This is a genomic window from Pseudophaeobacter flagellatus (genome assembly GCF_021228235.1).
In the GTDB taxonomy this organism is placed as follows: domain Bacteria; phylum Pseudomonadota; class Alphaproteobacteria; order Rhodobacterales; family Rhodobacteraceae; genus Pseudophaeobacter; species Pseudophaeobacter flagellatus.
This window is the reverse complement of sequence record NZ_JAJQRG010000011.1, coordinates 1-15,058: the sequence shown is the minus strand read 5'-3', so window position 1 is coordinate 15,058 and position 15,058 is coordinate 1. Positions and strand designations below refer to the sequence as shown.

At 60.3% G+C, this 15,058-nt stretch carries 12 protein-coding genes; 5 read left to right on the top strand and 7 right to left on the bottom strand.

The annotated features are described in order from the left end of the window. The first annotated feature begins 82 nt into the window (after positions 1–82). Genes hutI through hutU form a run of 4 tightly spaced genes read left to right on the top strand, consistent with a single transcriptional unit; the run spans position 83 to position 5,308 of the window. Entirely contained in the window at positions 83–1,294 is a 1,212-nt protein-coding gene (hutI, locus tag LRK71_RS17515) for an imidazolonepropionase (protein WP_232405264.1), read from the top strand. Next, entirely contained in the window at positions 1,291–2,829 is a 1,539-nt protein-coding gene (gene hutH, locus LRK71_RS17510) for a histidine ammonia-lyase (protein WP_232405263.1), read from the top strand. The genes hutI and hutH overlap by 4 nt, the downstream gene beginning before the upstream one ends. Next, positions 2,826–3,629 (top strand): N-formylglutamate deformylase, encoded by an 804-nt coding sequence (gene hutG, locus LRK71_RS17505; RefSeq protein WP_232405262.1) that lies wholly within the window; start codon positions 2,826–2,828, stop codon positions 3,627–3,629. Before hutH ends, hutG begins: the two co-directional genes overlap by 4 nt. Further along, positions 3,626–5,308 (top strand): urocanate hydratase, encoded by a 1,683-nt coding sequence (gene hutU / locus LRK71_RS17500; RefSeq protein WP_232405261.1) that lies wholly within the window; start codon positions 3,626–3,628, stop codon positions 5,306–5,308. The genes hutG and hutU overlap by 4 nt, the downstream gene beginning before the upstream one ends. Positions 5,309–5,398: 90 nt before the next feature. Here hutU and hutC read toward each other — a convergent pair whose 3' ends face one another. The 7 genes from hutC to LRK71_RS17465 all read right to left on the bottom strand — a co-directional run bounded on the left by hutC (position 5,399) and on the right by LRK71_RS17465 (position 12,513). Then, positions 5,399–6,088, bottom strand: coding sequence for a histidine utilization transcriptional repressor HutC (gene hutC, locus LRK71_RS17495; RefSeq protein ID WP_232405260.1), 690 nt, complete (start codon positions 6,086–6,088; stop codon positions 5,399–5,401). 83 nt (positions 6,089–6,171) lie between these two features. Further along, positions 6,172–6,621: an Lrp/AsnC family transcriptional regulator gene (locus LRK71_RS17490; RefSeq protein WP_232405259.1), complete on the bottom strand. Its 450-nt coding sequence runs from the start codon at positions 6,619–6,621 to the stop codon at positions 6,172–6,174. A 102-nt stretch (positions 6,622–6,723) separates the two neighbouring features. Continuing rightward, entirely contained in the window at positions 6,724–7,893 is a 1,170-nt protein-coding gene (locus tag LRK71_RS17485; RefSeq protein ID WP_232405258.1) for a M24 family metallopeptidase, read from the bottom strand. Continuing rightward, positions 7,883–9,076 carry a diaminopropionate ammonia-lyase gene (locus tag LRK71_RS17480; RefSeq protein WP_232405257.1) on the bottom strand — a complete coding sequence of 398 codons (1,194 nt, stop codon included), beginning with the start codon at positions 9,074–9,076 and terminating at the stop codon, positions 7,883–7,885. Before LRK71_RS17480 ends, LRK71_RS17485 begins: the two co-directional genes overlap by 11 nt. Continuing rightward, the gene (locus LRK71_RS17475; RefSeq protein WP_232405256.1) at positions 9,076–10,224 is read right to left on the bottom strand and encodes an amidohydrolase; all 1,149 of its coding nucleotides are present in this window, start codon (positions 10,222–10,224) and stop codon (positions 9,076–9,078) included. Before LRK71_RS17475 ends, LRK71_RS17480 begins: the two co-directional genes overlap by 1 nt. Before the next feature lie 167 nt (positions 10,225–10,391). Further along, positions 10,392–10,916 (bottom strand): hypothetical protein, encoded by a 525-nt coding sequence (locus tag LRK71_RS17470; RefSeq protein WP_232405255.1) that lies wholly within the window; start codon positions 10,914–10,916, stop codon positions 10,392–10,394. Positions 10,917–11,328: 412 nt separating this feature from the next. Further along, positions 11,329–12,513, bottom strand: a complete 1,185-nt coding sequence (locus tag LRK71_RS17465; protein WP_232405254.1) for a GAF domain-containing protein — start codon at positions 12,511–12,513, stop codon at positions 11,329–11,331. A gap of 290 nt (positions 12,514–12,803) precedes the next feature. Between LRK71_RS17465 and LRK71_RS17460 the strand changes: the two genes are divergently transcribed. Continuing rightward, positions 12,804–14,921, top strand: a complete 2,118-nt coding sequence (locus tag LRK71_RS17460) for a molybdopterin-dependent oxidoreductase (protein WP_232405253.1) — start codon at positions 12,804–12,806, stop codon at positions 14,919–14,921. Positions 14,922–15,058: the final 137 nt, after the last annotated feature.

The following is a 15,058-nucleotide window of genomic DNA, read 5'->3' as shown; positions in this document are numbered from 1 at the left end:
TCACGTCCTCATTTTATGTCTAGACATATGGCATATTGATTTGTACCAGAAAAGAGGGAAATGCAGAATTGGTGAGGCAGATATGCAGGACGTCAATCAAGTTTTAGTCGCGCTTCGCGCTGCAACCATGGGCGAGACGGCAGTGCCGTATGGTCTGATAGAGGCGGCAGCGATTGCCCTGGTCGATGGCAAGATCGCCTGGATCGGTGCCGAGGCAGAGCTGCCGACGCGCTATGCTGATCTGCCCAAAACTGATCTGGGGAACCGGCTGGTGACGCCGGCGCTGATTGATTGCCACACCCATGTTGTGCACGGCGGCAACCGTGCCGCAGAGTTTGAGCTGCGGCTGAACGGGGCCAGCTACGAAGAGGTGGCCCGTGCCGGTGGCGGTATTGTTTCCACCGTCGCTGCGACCCGCGCCGCCAGCGTTGATGCGCTGATCGCCCAGGCGCTGCCCCGGGTTGATGCCATGCTGGCCGAAGGGGTCAGTACCATCGAAGTGAAATCCGGTTATGGGCTGGACCGCGAGACCGAGCTGAACATGCTGCGCGCCGCCCGTGCCCTGCCGCAACACCGTCCCATTCGGGTGGTGACCAGCTTCCTTGGTGCCCATGCAATCCCGGCGGAGTATAGCGACCGCCCGGATGCCTATATCACCGATGTCTGCATCCCCACCCTGCGTGCGGCGCATGAGGAGGGGCTGGTCGACGCTGTCGATGGGTTCTGCGAAGGCATCGCCTTTTCCCCGGATCAGATCGCGCTAGTCTTTGATGTTGCCCAAGAGATGGGCCTGCCAGTGAAGCTGCATGCCGAGCAACTGTCGAACCTTGGCGGGGCGAAGTTGGCGGCGGGATATGGCGCGCTCTCGGCGGATCATATCGAATATCTGGATCAAGATGGCGTAGAGGCCCTGGCCGCAGCGGGCACCGTTGCCACTATTCTGCCCGGCGCATTCTACACCCTGCGCGAAACCCAGGCACCGCCTATCGCGGCGCTGCGCGCGGCGGGTGTGCCGATGGCGTTAGCAACGGATTGCAATCCCGGCTCTGCGCCGATGACCTCTTTGTTGCTGACGATGAACATGGGCTGCACCCTGTTCCGCATGACCCCGGAGGAGGCTCTGCGCGGCGTCACATCCCATGCCGCCCGTGCCCTTGGCCTGACCGATTGCGGCACCCTCACTGTTGGTCGGCGCGCTGATCTTGCCATCTGGGATGTCAGCCACCCGGCTGAACTGGCCTATCGCATCGGCTTTAACCCGCTTCATGACCGCATTTTTGGAGGTTCCAAGTGACCACAGTAACCCTGACCCCCGGCAATGTTTCCCTAGCAGAGTTGGAACATGTGTTTCGCACAGAATGCCCCGTGCGCCTGGATGCAGCCTGCCGCCCCGCCATTGAACTTGCCCAGAGCCGCATCGCCGCGGCCGCCGCCGGCAATGCCGCAGTTTACGGCGTGAACACTGGCTTTGGTAAATTGGCCAGCGTCAAGATCGCGGCGCAGGACACTGCCACGCTGCAGCGTAATCTGATTCTCAGCCATTGCTGTGGCGTCGGTCCGGCCATCCCACGTGGCCACGCGCGCTTGATGATGGTGCTCAAACTGCTGAGCCTGGGGCGCGGTGCCTCGGGCGTGCGGCTAGAGGTCGTCGATCTGCTGGAGGCCATGCTGGAGGCGGGCGTCACCCCGGTTATTCCCGCCCAGGGTTCGGTTGGGGCTTCGGGGGATTTGGCACCGCTATCGCATATGGCCGCTGTGATGATGGGCGCTGCCGAGGCCGAGTATAACGGCGAGATCATGCCCGGCGCTGAGGCCCTGGCCGCCGCCGGTCTGACTCCGATTGAGTTTGGCCCCAAAGAAGGGCTGGCGCTGATCAACGGCACCCAATTTTCCACTGCGTTTGGCCTGGCCGGGTTGTTTGGCACCTGGGCCGCTGCCCAAAGCGCGCTGGTGACCTCGGCGCTGACCACTGATGCCATCATGGGGTCCACCGCGCCGCTGCAACCCGAAATCCATACGCTGCGCGGCCATCGGGGCCAGATCGAGGCCGGCGCCACCATGCGCGCCTTGCTGGAGGGATCGGTCATCCGTGAAAGCCACCGCGAGGATGACGCCCGGGTGCAGGATCCCTATTGCATTCGTTGCCAGCCGCAGGTTGTCGGCGCGGCGATGGATGTGTTGCGTCAGGCGGCGCAGACGCTTGAGATCGAAGCCAATGCTGCCACCGACAATCCGCTGGTGCTGGTGGGCGCTGACTTGATCGTTTCCGGGGGGAACTTCCACGCCGAGCCTGTCGGTTTTGCCGCTGACATGATTGCCTTGGCAATTGCCGAGATCGGCGCGATTGCGCAGCGCCGCATCGCCCTGATTGTCGACCCGGTGCTGAGCCACGATCTGCCGCCCTTCCTGACGCCAAACCCCGGCCTGAATTCGGGCTACATGATCGCCGAAGTGACGACCGCCGCATTGATGAGCGAAAACAAGCATCTGGCCAACCCCTGTGTCACCGACAGCACGCCAACATCGGCCAATCAGGAAGACCACGTGTCGATGGCGGCCCATGGCGCGCGCCGCCTTGGGCAGATGCTGCAGAACCTGGAACGCATCCTCGGGGTAGAGCTGCTCTGCGCGACGCAGGGTGTCGAGTTCCGCGCGCCCCTGGCAACCAGCCCGGCGCTGTCGCAGGTCATGGCACAGCTGCGCGCGCAGGTCTCACCCCTGGGCGATGACCGTTATACTGCCCCCGACATCGAAGCCGCCTCGGCGCTGATCACCAGCGGCGCTATCGCCCGCTGCACCGATGTCCCCATGCCGGAGCTCTCTGCATGATTGATCCAGTTGAAATCCATCGGGGCGACAGCCCCCTGGTGCTGGGCCTGCCGCATACTGGCACCCATGTGCCTGCCGATATCCTGGCTAAACTAAACCCACGGGGGCGGGGGCTGGATGATACAGATTGGCATATTCACCAGCTTTATGAAGGGCTTGTACCCCAGGCCACTACGGTACGTGCCACCTTTCATCGCTATGTGATTGATGCCAATCGCGACCCTTCGGGACGTTCGCTCTATCCGGGGCAAAACACCACGACGCTGGTGCCGCTGACGGATTTTGATGGCCATGATATTTGGGATCAGCCCCCCAGCTCCGCCGAGATTGACGCCCGCCGAGACGCTTTTCACGAGCCCTATCATGCCGCGCTGGAGGCCGAGCTGATGCGGGTGCGGGATCTGCACGGCTTTGCTATTCTCTATGATTGCCATTCGATCCGGGGGAATATCCCGTTTCTGTTTGATGGCACTCTGCCGGATTTCAACACCGGTACCAATCTGGGCGCCACCTGTGATCCCGGCATCGAACAGATTGTCACCGGGATCTGCGCCGAGGCTGCAGGCTACAGCTCGGTATTGAATGGTCGCTTCAAGGGCGGCTGGACCACCCGCCACTATGGGCTGCCGGACGAAGGGCTGCACGCCATCCAGATGGAACTGGCGCAATCCACCTATCTTAGCGCCGAGGCTGCGCCCTGGACCTATGACCAGACCAAGGCCAGCCGCCTGCGTGTTCACCTGAAACATATACTCAACAGCCTGGCTGACTGGGCTCCTCAGACCGGAGGTACAACATGACCGATCCCCGCAAGAATACCCGTGATATCTATCCGCCCACAGGATCCGAGATCACCGCGAAAAGCTGGCAGACCGAAGCGGCGATGCGGATGCTGATGAACAACCTGCACCCGGATGTGGCCGAAAACCCGCATGAGCTGGTGGTCTATGGTGGTATCGGCCGCGCCGCGCGTACCTGGGATGATTTCGACCTCATCGTTGACAGCTTGAAAGACCTGGAAGACGATGAAACCCTGCTGGTGCAATCTGGCAAGCCGGTCGCCATCGTTAAAACCCATGCGGATGCACCGCGGGTACTGATTGCCAACTCCAACCTGGTGCCGCATTGGGCCAACTGGGATCACTTCAACGAGCTCGATAAAAAAGGTCTGATGATGTACGGTCAGATGACCGCAGGCTCGTGGATCTACATCGGAACCCAGGGCATCGTGCAGGGTACCTATGAAACCTTCGCCGAAGCTGGGCGCCAGCACTATGATGGCGATCTGACAGGCAAATGGGTTCTGACCGGTGGCCTTGGCGGCATGGGCGGTGCTCAGCCTTTGGCGGCTGTCATGGCCGGCGCTTGCTGTTTGGCTGTGGAATGCAATCCCGATAGCCTCGATTTCCGCCTGCGCACCCGCTACCTGGATGAAAAGGCTGAAACCCTGGACGAAGCGCTGGCAATGATCGAGCGCTGGACCAAGGCAGGCGAGGCTAAATCCGTTGGCCTGCTGGGCAATGCCGCCGATATCTTCCCAGAGCTGCTGGCCCGCGCCGAAGCAGGGGGCATCCGCCCCGATATCGTCACCGATCAGACCTCGGCCCACGACCCGGTGAACGGTTATCTGCCGCAGGGCTGGACCATGGGCGAGTGGAAGGAAAAGCGCGAGACCGACAAGAAAGCCGTCGAAAAAGCCGCCCGCGCCAGCATGCGCGTGCAGGTGGATGCGATGTGCAAATTCCATGCCATGGGTGTTCCCACCGTGGACTATGGCAATAACATTCGCCAAATGGCGCTGGAAGAAGGGCTGGAAAACGCCTTTGATTTCCCCGGCTTTGTCCCCGCCTATATCCGGCCACTGTTCTGTCGGGGTATTGGTCCCTTCCGCTGGGTGGCGCTGTCTGGTGATCCCGAAGACATTCGCAAGACTGACGCCAAGATGAAAGAGCTGTTCCCCGAGAACACCCATCTACACAACTGGCTGGACATGGCGGATGAGCGCATTGCCTTTCAGGGCCTGCCGGCGCGGATCTGCTGGATTGGTCTGGGCGATCGCCATCGGGCCGGGCTTGCCTTTAATGAGATGGTCAAGAACGGCGAGCTGAGCGCGCCGGTTGTCATTGGCCGTGACCATTTGGATTCTGGTTCGGTGGCCTCGCCCAACCGCGAAACCGAAGCCATGATGGATGGTTCTGACGCGGTTTCGGATTGGCCGCTGCTAAATGCCCTGACCAATACGGCTTCGGGCGCGACCTGGGTGTCGCTGCACCATGGTGGCGGCGTTGGCATGGGCTTTTCCCAGCATTCCGGTGTGGTGATCTGCGCCGATGGAACCGATGCGGCGGCCAAGCGGCTGGAGCGTGTGCTGTGGAACGACCCGGCTTCGGGCGTCATGCGCCATGCTGATGCGGGTTATGAAGAGGCCAAGGAATGCGCCCGCGTGCACAATCTGCGCTTGCCTGGCATCTTGAAGTAAAACACCAGCGGCAACGGGTTCAATCGGACCCGTTGCCACCCCCTGCTGCCCCCCCCAAGCGCGGCCATGATCCGCGCGCTTGGCACCTGCCTAATAGCGCGAGGTCATACGGTGACCGGGACGGAAGCTCTGGCGGACAAAGGTGATGGCTTCGCCTTTCAGCCAGGTAGAGCGTTCAACCGTGAATAGCGCCGCCCCCTGCGCGCAGCCCAAGTGATCCGCTAGGTCCGGCGTTGCTGCTGTCGCCGAAAAGGCAATCTCGGCATCCGAAAACGGCACGGTTGACACGAGCCACTCATTTGGCCCGATTTCGGAAAAATCAGCCTCTTGGGCCTGTGGCAGCAGGCCAAGGCTGATCCAGCGTTCTTCGAACTGATAGGGTGCGCCATCTGCATAATGCATACAGGTCAGGCTTAGAACCGGGCAATCGGCCGCCAGCTGCAACCGGGCGCGCAGCCACTGCGGTGCCGCCGCAACTTCCTGGCTGACCAGCGCATAGCGGTATGTGGAATTTTGCTCTTCGATCTCGACCCGCACGATGGGGATGGAAAACCGTGCCTGGCGCAGCGGTGCCATCCGCACGCGGGTGCCAGCTTTGCGGCGGCGTTCGACCACGCCTTCATCGGCCAATTCACGCATCGCGCGGTTGACGGTGGCCCGGGCGCAGCCATAGATTTCGGCCAGATCCATCTCATTGGGCAGCAGCCTGCCTGGCTCCCATTCACCAGAGGTGATTTTAGCCATGATGTCCGATTTGACGTCTCTGAATGTAGCCTTCATGTGACTCTGCTCCTGATTAAGCACAATCATAAGGCGGTTTTGTCTAAGAGTATAGCCATGAGCCAACAGGCCCCGGGGGTGGCCTATAGCACATCAAGCGAGACTTTGACCCGTTCCATCACCACCGAGCTGTTGAACCGGCTGACATTTGATTCATCAAAGAAGTGTTCTTGGGTAAACGCCTGATATTCAGTGATATCCTGGACCACGACAATCAGGATGAAATCGGCGGCGCCAGTGGCGTAATAGCACTGCTGTACCTGCGGTGACGCCCGCATGCGCTGTTTGAATGCATCCAGATGCTGGCGGCTTTCGCGCTCCAGTATCACTTCGACAATCACCGTCATCTCGCGGCGAAGCTTGGCAGCAGATAGCACCGCGATTTCGCGTTCGATCACCCCGGTCTCGCGCAGCCGTTTCAGCCGTTTTTGCACGGCCGCTGGCGATAGGCCTAACTCGGCGCTCAGCGCCTCTGCGGTCAGGCGGGCATTGCGCTGGACCTGTTTCAGTATCTTGAGATCTTTGTCATCCATATGCAGATAAAGCGTGGAACCCCGACAAAGGACAAGCTGAATATCTAGCCCGTCCAGGCCCAATGCTCTGCTTGGCCCCTGTAAGATCGACCAAATTCCCGGCTAAATTACTGGCAGCTCGGGCGCGGCGCGCTGGCTGAGCAGCCTTGCCCCCTGATCGGTGATGACGATATTTTCCTCATGTACCATGATTAGCCCATCACCGTACCCTAGCGAAGGCTCCAGCGTCAGCACCATGCCTGGCTTCAGCCTGCTGTGCTCAAACGCAGCGATAGAGGGCTGTTCGGTCAGCTGCATTCCCAGCCCGTGCCCCAGCCGCCCGATGTCGCCGCCCTGCTGGTCCAGCTCGGCAATGACGCGCTGCATAGCCTGGAACAGATCGCAAAAGCTGTTACCCGGTCTGGCCGCCGCCAGCCCTGCCTCGGTGGCGCGCCACAGTACATCATAGGCGCGGCGGGCCGCGTCATCGGCAGAGCCAATCGCAAAATTTCGGTCAAAATCGCAGAAGTAGCCATCCCAGCTGGCACCAGTGTCCAGCATCAGGATATCGCCGTCTTGCAGGGCGCGGCGTCCCGGTGGCGAGATCACATCAACGTAGCCGCCCGGCCCGGCACCGCCGACCAGATAGGGTAGATCATCTGCCCCCTGCGCCAGCCCGGCGCAGCGAAAGGCCCGAAAGGCTTCTTCCAAGGGCATGCCCTGCGCAACCAGTTCCGGCACTTTAGCAAAGGTTGCAGATCCGATGGCGCAGATATGGGACAGCTTGGCGATCTCGGCCTTGGACTTGACCATGCGCAGGCCTTGCACCAGCCCGGTGGCATCTGCCAGTTCCAGTCCCGGCAGGCAGGTCAGCAGCCGCTGCCAGTCTGCCAGCGGCATTCGCCAGGCGGTTTCGTGCCCGGTCAGGATCCCGAGGCGACCGCGCCGTTGCGCCAGTGGTGCCAGAAGCTCTTGCAACAGGGTGATGCCATCGTCCTGCGGGGCAGGGGCGCTCCAGCTGCGAATGTCGTCGACCCAGGTTTGACGCATCAGGGCGGCACCAATTTCAGGGATCACCGCGATGGGCTTGCCGGTGGCGGGTACAAACAGAAACCAGGGGCGCGTCGGGCTTTGCCAGAACAGGGTGTGAAAGCCGCTGAAATAGCGCACTTCTGGTTCGGACAGCAGCAGCAGGCCGTCGAGACCCTGCGCCAACATCAACGCCTGTGCCTTTTGGGTGCGGGCGGCAAATTCAGCCTGGGCAAAGCCGCGCTCTGGCGGGTTATGCAACATCGCTGCCCGCCATGATCCGGTCAAAGATTTCGGGGTCGGTGACACCTTCAGAGCCGATCAGCAAGACCCGCGAGTCGCTTGCTAGCCCCAACTGCTGCGCCAGCGCAGGATCGGCGCAGGCAGCAATCAATGCTGCAAGCCCTGCAACCGCGCTTTCACCGGCTTCGATGCTGGGATCCCCCGGCAGTGGGCGGGCCAGAAGCCGCACAGAAGGGGCCACCAGGCTATCCGGAATTGTCAGGAAATCGGCGGCTTCCTCGGACAGGATCTGCCAGGCCATGGGAGATGGCTCGCCGCAGGACAGGCCAGCCATCAGGGTTTCCTCTTTAATGGCAAAATTGGTCGACTGACCGGCGCGGCCACTGGCAATGAGGCAAGCGGCCAAGGCGGGTTCAACTATGACCACCCGTGGCGACTGCGCGCCCCAGTGCTGGCGCAGGCCTGCGGCAACCCCGGCCGCTAGTCCTCCAACCCCACCCTGCAAGAACACATGGGTGGGCGGCTGTTTCAGTGCATCACAGATCTCTTGCACCATAACGCCATAGCCGGCCATCACATCGCGGGGCGGTTCTGAATAGCCCTCCCATGAGGTGTCGGAGACCACAAACCAGCCGTTTTTTGCTGCGTCCTGTTTCGCGAGCAAGACCGAGGCGTCATAATCGCCATCAATGCGGATTACTTCGGCGCCCAGATCATGCATCGCCGCCGCGCGACCCGCGCTGACCTCGGCGTGAATATAAATTCGGCAGGGCGCGCCAAAACGCTGGCAGCCCCAAGCGAGCGAGCGCCCGTGATTGCCGTCGGTGGCCGATACCAAGGTGATTTTCGCGGCCTCTTCGCGGTATTGGCCTTTGCGAATATCCGCCAGCGTGACTGCATGGCCCAGCCGGGCTGAAATTTCGCGCTGCAACACCCGCAGAGCCGCATAAGACCCGCCAAGCGCCTTGAAACTGCCCAGCCCAAACCGCGGACCTTCGTCCTTGTAAAGCACCGCTCCGACGCCGATTCTGGTGGCCAAGGACGCCAGAGATACCAGCGGCGTCGCACTGTAGCCGGGCCACTGGGAAATCTCCGTGCGGGCGGCGGCAAAATCCTGAGGTGTGATCACCCGGACGGCGGCATCACCTGGCTGTTTCGTCGCGGTAAAGTGGTCCAGTTTGGCAAAGGGAAGCAGGTCTGACATCACGCGGTCTTTCGCTTGGGAAGGCGATCGCGCACCAGGGCGGCCCAAAGCTCGGCCCCGAGCGGCAATAGCGCATCGTTAAAATCATAGTCTGCCGCATGAAGCGGCTGACCATGTGGCCCATCGGTGCCATTGCCCAGCAGGAAAAAGCACCCTGGCACAGCGGCGGTGAAATGGGCAAAATCCTCAGAGAAGGTCATCGGGGGGCAGTCAGCCAGGGTCTCCAAGCCCTGCGCCTGCGCCACCCGAACCAGGGCCTGTACCGGCTCTGGCGCATTCAGGGTTTCGATGAACTCGGTGTCAAAGCTGATTTCGACCTGGGCGCCATGGGCGGCGGCCAGGCCGGTGCTGATCTGGCGGATAAAGTGTTCCAGCGCCTGGCGGTCGGTCGGCAGGCGGGCACGCACGTCGCCTTTGAGCGTGACCTGCCCGGGCAGGACATTGCGCTGCCCATCGGTGATGAATTCGGTGACCGAGACCACCGCCCCAGCCGCCGGATGCAGCTTGCGCGAAACGATGGTCTGCAGCGCCATGACCAGTTCGGCACCCAGGCTCAGCACCTCAATCCCGACATGCGGCATCGAGGCGTGACCGCCCTGACCGTGCAGGGTGATTTCAAACAGGCTCTCGCTGGCGCAGATTTGCCCGACACGGGTTGCCACCTGACCCAGCGGGGCACCGGGCAGATTGTGGATGGCATAGACCTCTTGCATCGGAAACTGATCCAGCAGGCCGGCGTCAAGCATAGCGCGCGCGCCCAGCCCGTGTTCTTCGTTGGGCTGAAAGATGAACACCACGGTGCCGTCAAAATCCGGATCTGCCGCCAGCTTTTCTGCCGCCCCAAGCGCCATAGCCATATGCCCATCGTGACCGCAGGCATGCATCACACCGGGACACTGCGAGACGTAGTCATGGCGGCTGATCTCTTGGATCGGCAGGGCATCCATATCGGCCCGCAACCCGATGGCGCGATTGCCGGTGCCGGATCGAAGTAACCCAATGACGCCGATGCCTTCATGCACTTCCAGGTTCAGATCCCGCAGCCGCTGCGCCACAAGGGCTTTGGTACGCTGTTCCTGAAAGCCCAGTTCGGGCTGCTGATGCAGCTGGCGCCGCAGGGCCGTCAGGCGATTGTGAAATGTGGTCATGGCAAATCCCTCTGCTGGTTTTGCACTTTAGTCAAAATCACCAAAGAGGGGCATCAAAGATGCACTATGCTATGCGGAATATAATCTTGTTTTGGTTGTTTGGTGATCTTTTTCGGCACCAGCCCTGGGCCTGGCCTTACCTATTGCGGTTGCCGAGGTGCGGTCTCTCAGCAGGCGGGCACACCCATGCGGATAATTTCGCTGCCTTTGATCTTGAACAGGCGTTTGATGCGCTTGCGCCCCGTCTGCATATACCATTGGTTCAGTTTCGCTGGGTAGTGCTGGGCAATAATGTGGGAGTAATAGTCGAATTTCTCTGGCGAGAGGGGGTGACCACTTTCAGAGGGCCCATGAAACCCAAACTGGGTTCGTGGCGAAATGCAGGTATTGGGCAGGCTTAGCAGCAGGGTACAGGTTGAATAACAAACCCTTCCACGGATTTCGACCTGCCGCCCCGAGGCGCGCAGCTCGCGCAGCTCTATCAGGCGCTCTCGCAGAAAACCGCCACGATCATCGCGAACAACATAGGGGGGCTGACCCGTCGCTGCAGCAGGCTCCGCCGGGCTGAGCAAGGTCAGAGCCACGAGCGCGAGGGTCGCAATCGCTTCGCCAAGATTTAGCAGATAGGTTTTGATACCTCTGGTGGGTCCGGATTTTGCGGCTGGGATTGCTGCATTTTCTCGATGGTCCATTTCGGGTGTCCTCGCAGTAACGTCTTTGGTCGAGAACAGGGCTAAGCAATCGAAATGCATCGGTTGTGGGTGGGTTGTGGCGAAAGTCGGGCTCTTGCTTCTAACTTGACAATAATTTTCAATGAGATGGGTTCGGGGGCACCAGAAGAACGGTGCCAATCAGTCGGAGTACAATCCGCAGAACGCGATAACCCGTCGCAGGTATTGCTGTGGTACTGTCGGTCAATACCCATAGCAGCCCGACGCCGATCCCGGCGGCCCAGTCCAGAGGGTTGGCCTTGAGGGGCGAGCGCGGGTAGATACAGATGACCGAAAGGACTATAAATACCTCGCCCCGGGCGGCGGCGCGAAGGCTCTCGCAGAGTGCCAGGCCGGGTAGGTCTTTATCGAAAGATGGCAGCGGGATAGGGCGTTAGCGCAGCAGTTTTTGCATCGCGGTCACTTCTGCCTGCAGGATCTGCAATTCGCTGTTGGGAACATCGGTTTTCTGTGCAGCTAGATCGGCAAGACGTCCGTGCATCAGGTCCAGCTTTTGGTGGATCCCGTTCATAACCTGCTTTGGTATGTCCTGCGCGGCCTGCGGTATGCGCTCGGCTTGCTGTTCCGCCTGGTATTTGCGCAGTTCCGATGTCACTCGCGATGAAAGCAGTTTGAACAGGTCCGATTCTAGGCTTTTGTCCATCAGATCGCGGTCATGTTGCAGCGCAAGATGACCAATGACCTGGTCGGCTTCATTGCGAATATTCAGCCCCAGATAAGAGGTAAGGCTATCCGCCGGTTCGCTGCCTGGGCGGGGCGCTTGATTTGGGAACATCTGCGGCAGCGGGCCATGGGTCAGTACGATATCCTGTTCCTTGAGCCGCGCACAGGGGCCGATGTGATAGGCAACTTTCTGGCCTTCCGATTCAGTGATCGGCTTGCCATCCTGGCAAAAGGCCAGGACGCGGAAATGGCTTTCATCGTCGGAAATGCGTTCGGCGATAAAGGCTGCGCGCACCTTCAGGGCGGTTTGCATTTGTTCGCACAGCAAGCTCAACGTGCCGAGATTATCGGTGCGGTCGGGGCCTTCTGCCAGGGCCGACAGAATGCGCATCGCATGTAGCGTCACCAGCTCTGCGCTGAGCCGACTAACGAACATTCCCATGATTTCAATGACGTTATCGGCTTCTTGCTGGTCAAGTTCACGCCGCCAAGAGGCCTGGATCACGCCAATGGATTCGCCTTCTGGGCTTGTTAGCGGCATGGCGACATAGCTTTGGATCTGTTGTTCGATAAAGATTTCGTCGTCCGGGTAGGCCGCCTGAGCATCACACAAGAGCACATGGGGCTGCGAGGTGTTGACCACATTGCAGCAGGGGGTCACGCAGGACTGATAGGAAAAGTCGGTAATGGCTGCGCCATTCATATAGCCGGCAAGGACGTTGAACCGGTCGTCCTCCATCACCATCAGTTCCCCGATAGAGACGATATCGGCACCAAAGCAATCGGCCAGGGTTTCGACAAAAAACTGCATGAAACTGCGCCCGGTCGAGGTTGCAAGGATAAGGAGTTCGTCGGCACCCCCTTGCCCGAGAGTGTCTTGTTCCTGTGTGGTCATCGTTTTATCGCCCTGCACCTGCCACAAGAAAAATCGGTCACTCGTCGGAGTCGTAGCAAACCCGAAAATTCTTCATATTTAGTTTACATATCCTTGATGGTGTTTGACAGGCTTTTGCCTGGGTTTGGATCGGAACAGGGGGTAAAATTGCGGGATTTTGATCTGGGCTGTGCAAAGTTACGTTTGGTCCTGACGGCAAAGCAGCAAAATAACACCCTGCAAAGGGCGGGAACGGTCGGCTAGGCTCTGTATTCTAGGCCATGAAACAGATGATCCAGCCGGAGGCAACCATGAGCGACCTGAAAACCCAGTACCGAACCTGCAATATCTGCGAGGCCATGTGCGGGTTGGTGATCACCCATGATGAAGACAGGGTGCATGCGATCAAGCCCAATCCGGCGGATCCGCTGTCGCGTGGGCATATCTGCCCCAAGGCCATCGCCCTGCAGGATTTCCGCATCGATCCCGACCGGGTGACCCAGCCGCTGAAAAAGGTTGATGGCAGCTTTGTTCCGATCAGCTGGGAAGAGGCCTTCGACTTTGCCGCAGAGCGCCTGCGCGCGGTGCAGGATGTTCATGGAAATAATGGGGTTGGCGTTTATCTGGGTAATCCAAATGCGCATAAATTCGGCAATCTGCTAAACCTGCCGGGGCTGGTCAAGGCGCTTGGCACCCGCAATCGCTATTCCTCGGCGACGGCGGACCAGATCCCGCATCACGTGGCCTCGGTTCATATGCTGGGGCATCCGATGCTGATCCCGGTGCCGGATCTGGCGCGTACCGATCTGATGTTGATCCTGGGCGGCAATCCGGTGGTTTCTAATGGGTCGATGATGACGGCGCCCGGCTTTGGTAAGCGCATGGATGAAATCAAGGCCCGTGGCGGCCGGGTGGTGGTGGTTGATCCGCGCCGTACCGAAACCGCCACGCGCGCAGGTGAGCACCTGTTCATTCAGCCCGAAACCGACGCCTTCTTGCTGCTGGCGCTGATCCACGAAGTCTTTGCTCAGGGGTTGGCGGATCTGGGCGCGCTGAAGGATATCACCGATGGGCTTGTGGTCCTGAAGGCTGCAGTGCGCCCCTTTACCGCTGATCTTGCGGCGCAGCACACCGGCATTGCCGCTGCCACGATCCGCAGCCTGGCCTATGATTTTGCCAAGGCCAAATCGGCGGTGTGCTATGCCCGTATGGGGGCCTCAACCCAGAGCTTCGGTGGCCTGTGCCAGTGGGCCAATAATGTGCTTAATATAATTACCGGCAATTTTGATCGTCCGGGGGGGGCGATGTTCACCACCCCGGCACTGGATTATGTCGGTATGAGCAGCCGCAAGGGTCAGCGGCGCAAATACCCTGAAAAACGTTCGCGGGTGTCGCAGCAGCCCCTGTATAATGGCGAATTCCCGGTCTCGGTCATGGCCGAGGAAATGGAAACCCCAGGTGAAGGCCAGATCCGGGCGCTGGTCACGGTGGCGGGTAATCCGGTGCTGACTGCACCCAATGGGCCGCGTATTGACCGCGCCTTGGCGCAGCTGGATTTCATGGTCTCGATCGACCTGCATATAAATGACACCACCCGCCATGCCGATTTAATCCTGCCCGCCTCTGTGGCGCTGGAAGAAGACATCTATGACATGGTGTTCCACAGTTTTGCCGTGCACAATACTGCCGCCTATGCGCCACCAATCTTTGCGCCACCCAATGGCAACCCGCAGGAATGGGAAGTGATCGCCCGGCTGGCGGCACGGCTCTCGGGGTCCAACCGGATCGGCCCGTCTCCCACCCAGATGCTTGAGGCTTTGCTGTCGCAGGGGCACCATCCAGAGGCGGCCTCGCTTGCAGCGCTGCAGAACGCACCGGCGGGGTCGGTCGATCTGGGTCCGTTGGTGCCCAATATCGCCGCGCGTCTGGAAACCCCAGATGGTCGGCTGGCGCTGGCACCGCAGGTCTTCCTAGATGATCTGCCGCGGCTGCTTGCGTTTGAACGCCCGGTCAGCGCAGAGTTCCCCTTGGTGATGATCGGTCGCCGTCAGGTGCGCAGTCATAACAGTTGGACGCAAAACAGCCCTCGGCTGGTCAAGGGCCGCAATCGCTGCACCCTGCAGATCAACCCCACAGATGCGGTGCGCCTGGACCTGGTCGAGTCGCAAGAGGTCCAGATTGACAGCGCCACCGGCAAGGCCTGCCTGCCCATCGAGATCAGCGAGGACATCGCTCCGGGGGTGGTCTCCATTCCGCAGGGCTGGGGCCAACGTCAGGGACGGTTGAATACCGCCACCCAGGTTCAGACCGTGTCGATCAATGACCTGACCGATGATAGCCGTATCGACCCGATCAGCGGCAATGCCGCCTTTAACGGGGTGCCAGTGCGCATTACCCCGCAAAAGCCCTTGGCCCGCGCCGCCGGCTAGCGGTTTGGTTTGGTGCATGTTTGGCGCGACTCGGGAGTGAGTCTGTGGGTAATGTTGTGGGTAAGTGCTGGTTTGGGATGTTTGTGGTTTGTGGCAAGGGTTCTGGGCGGTATTTAGGTGAGGTTTGCGGGTTTTTT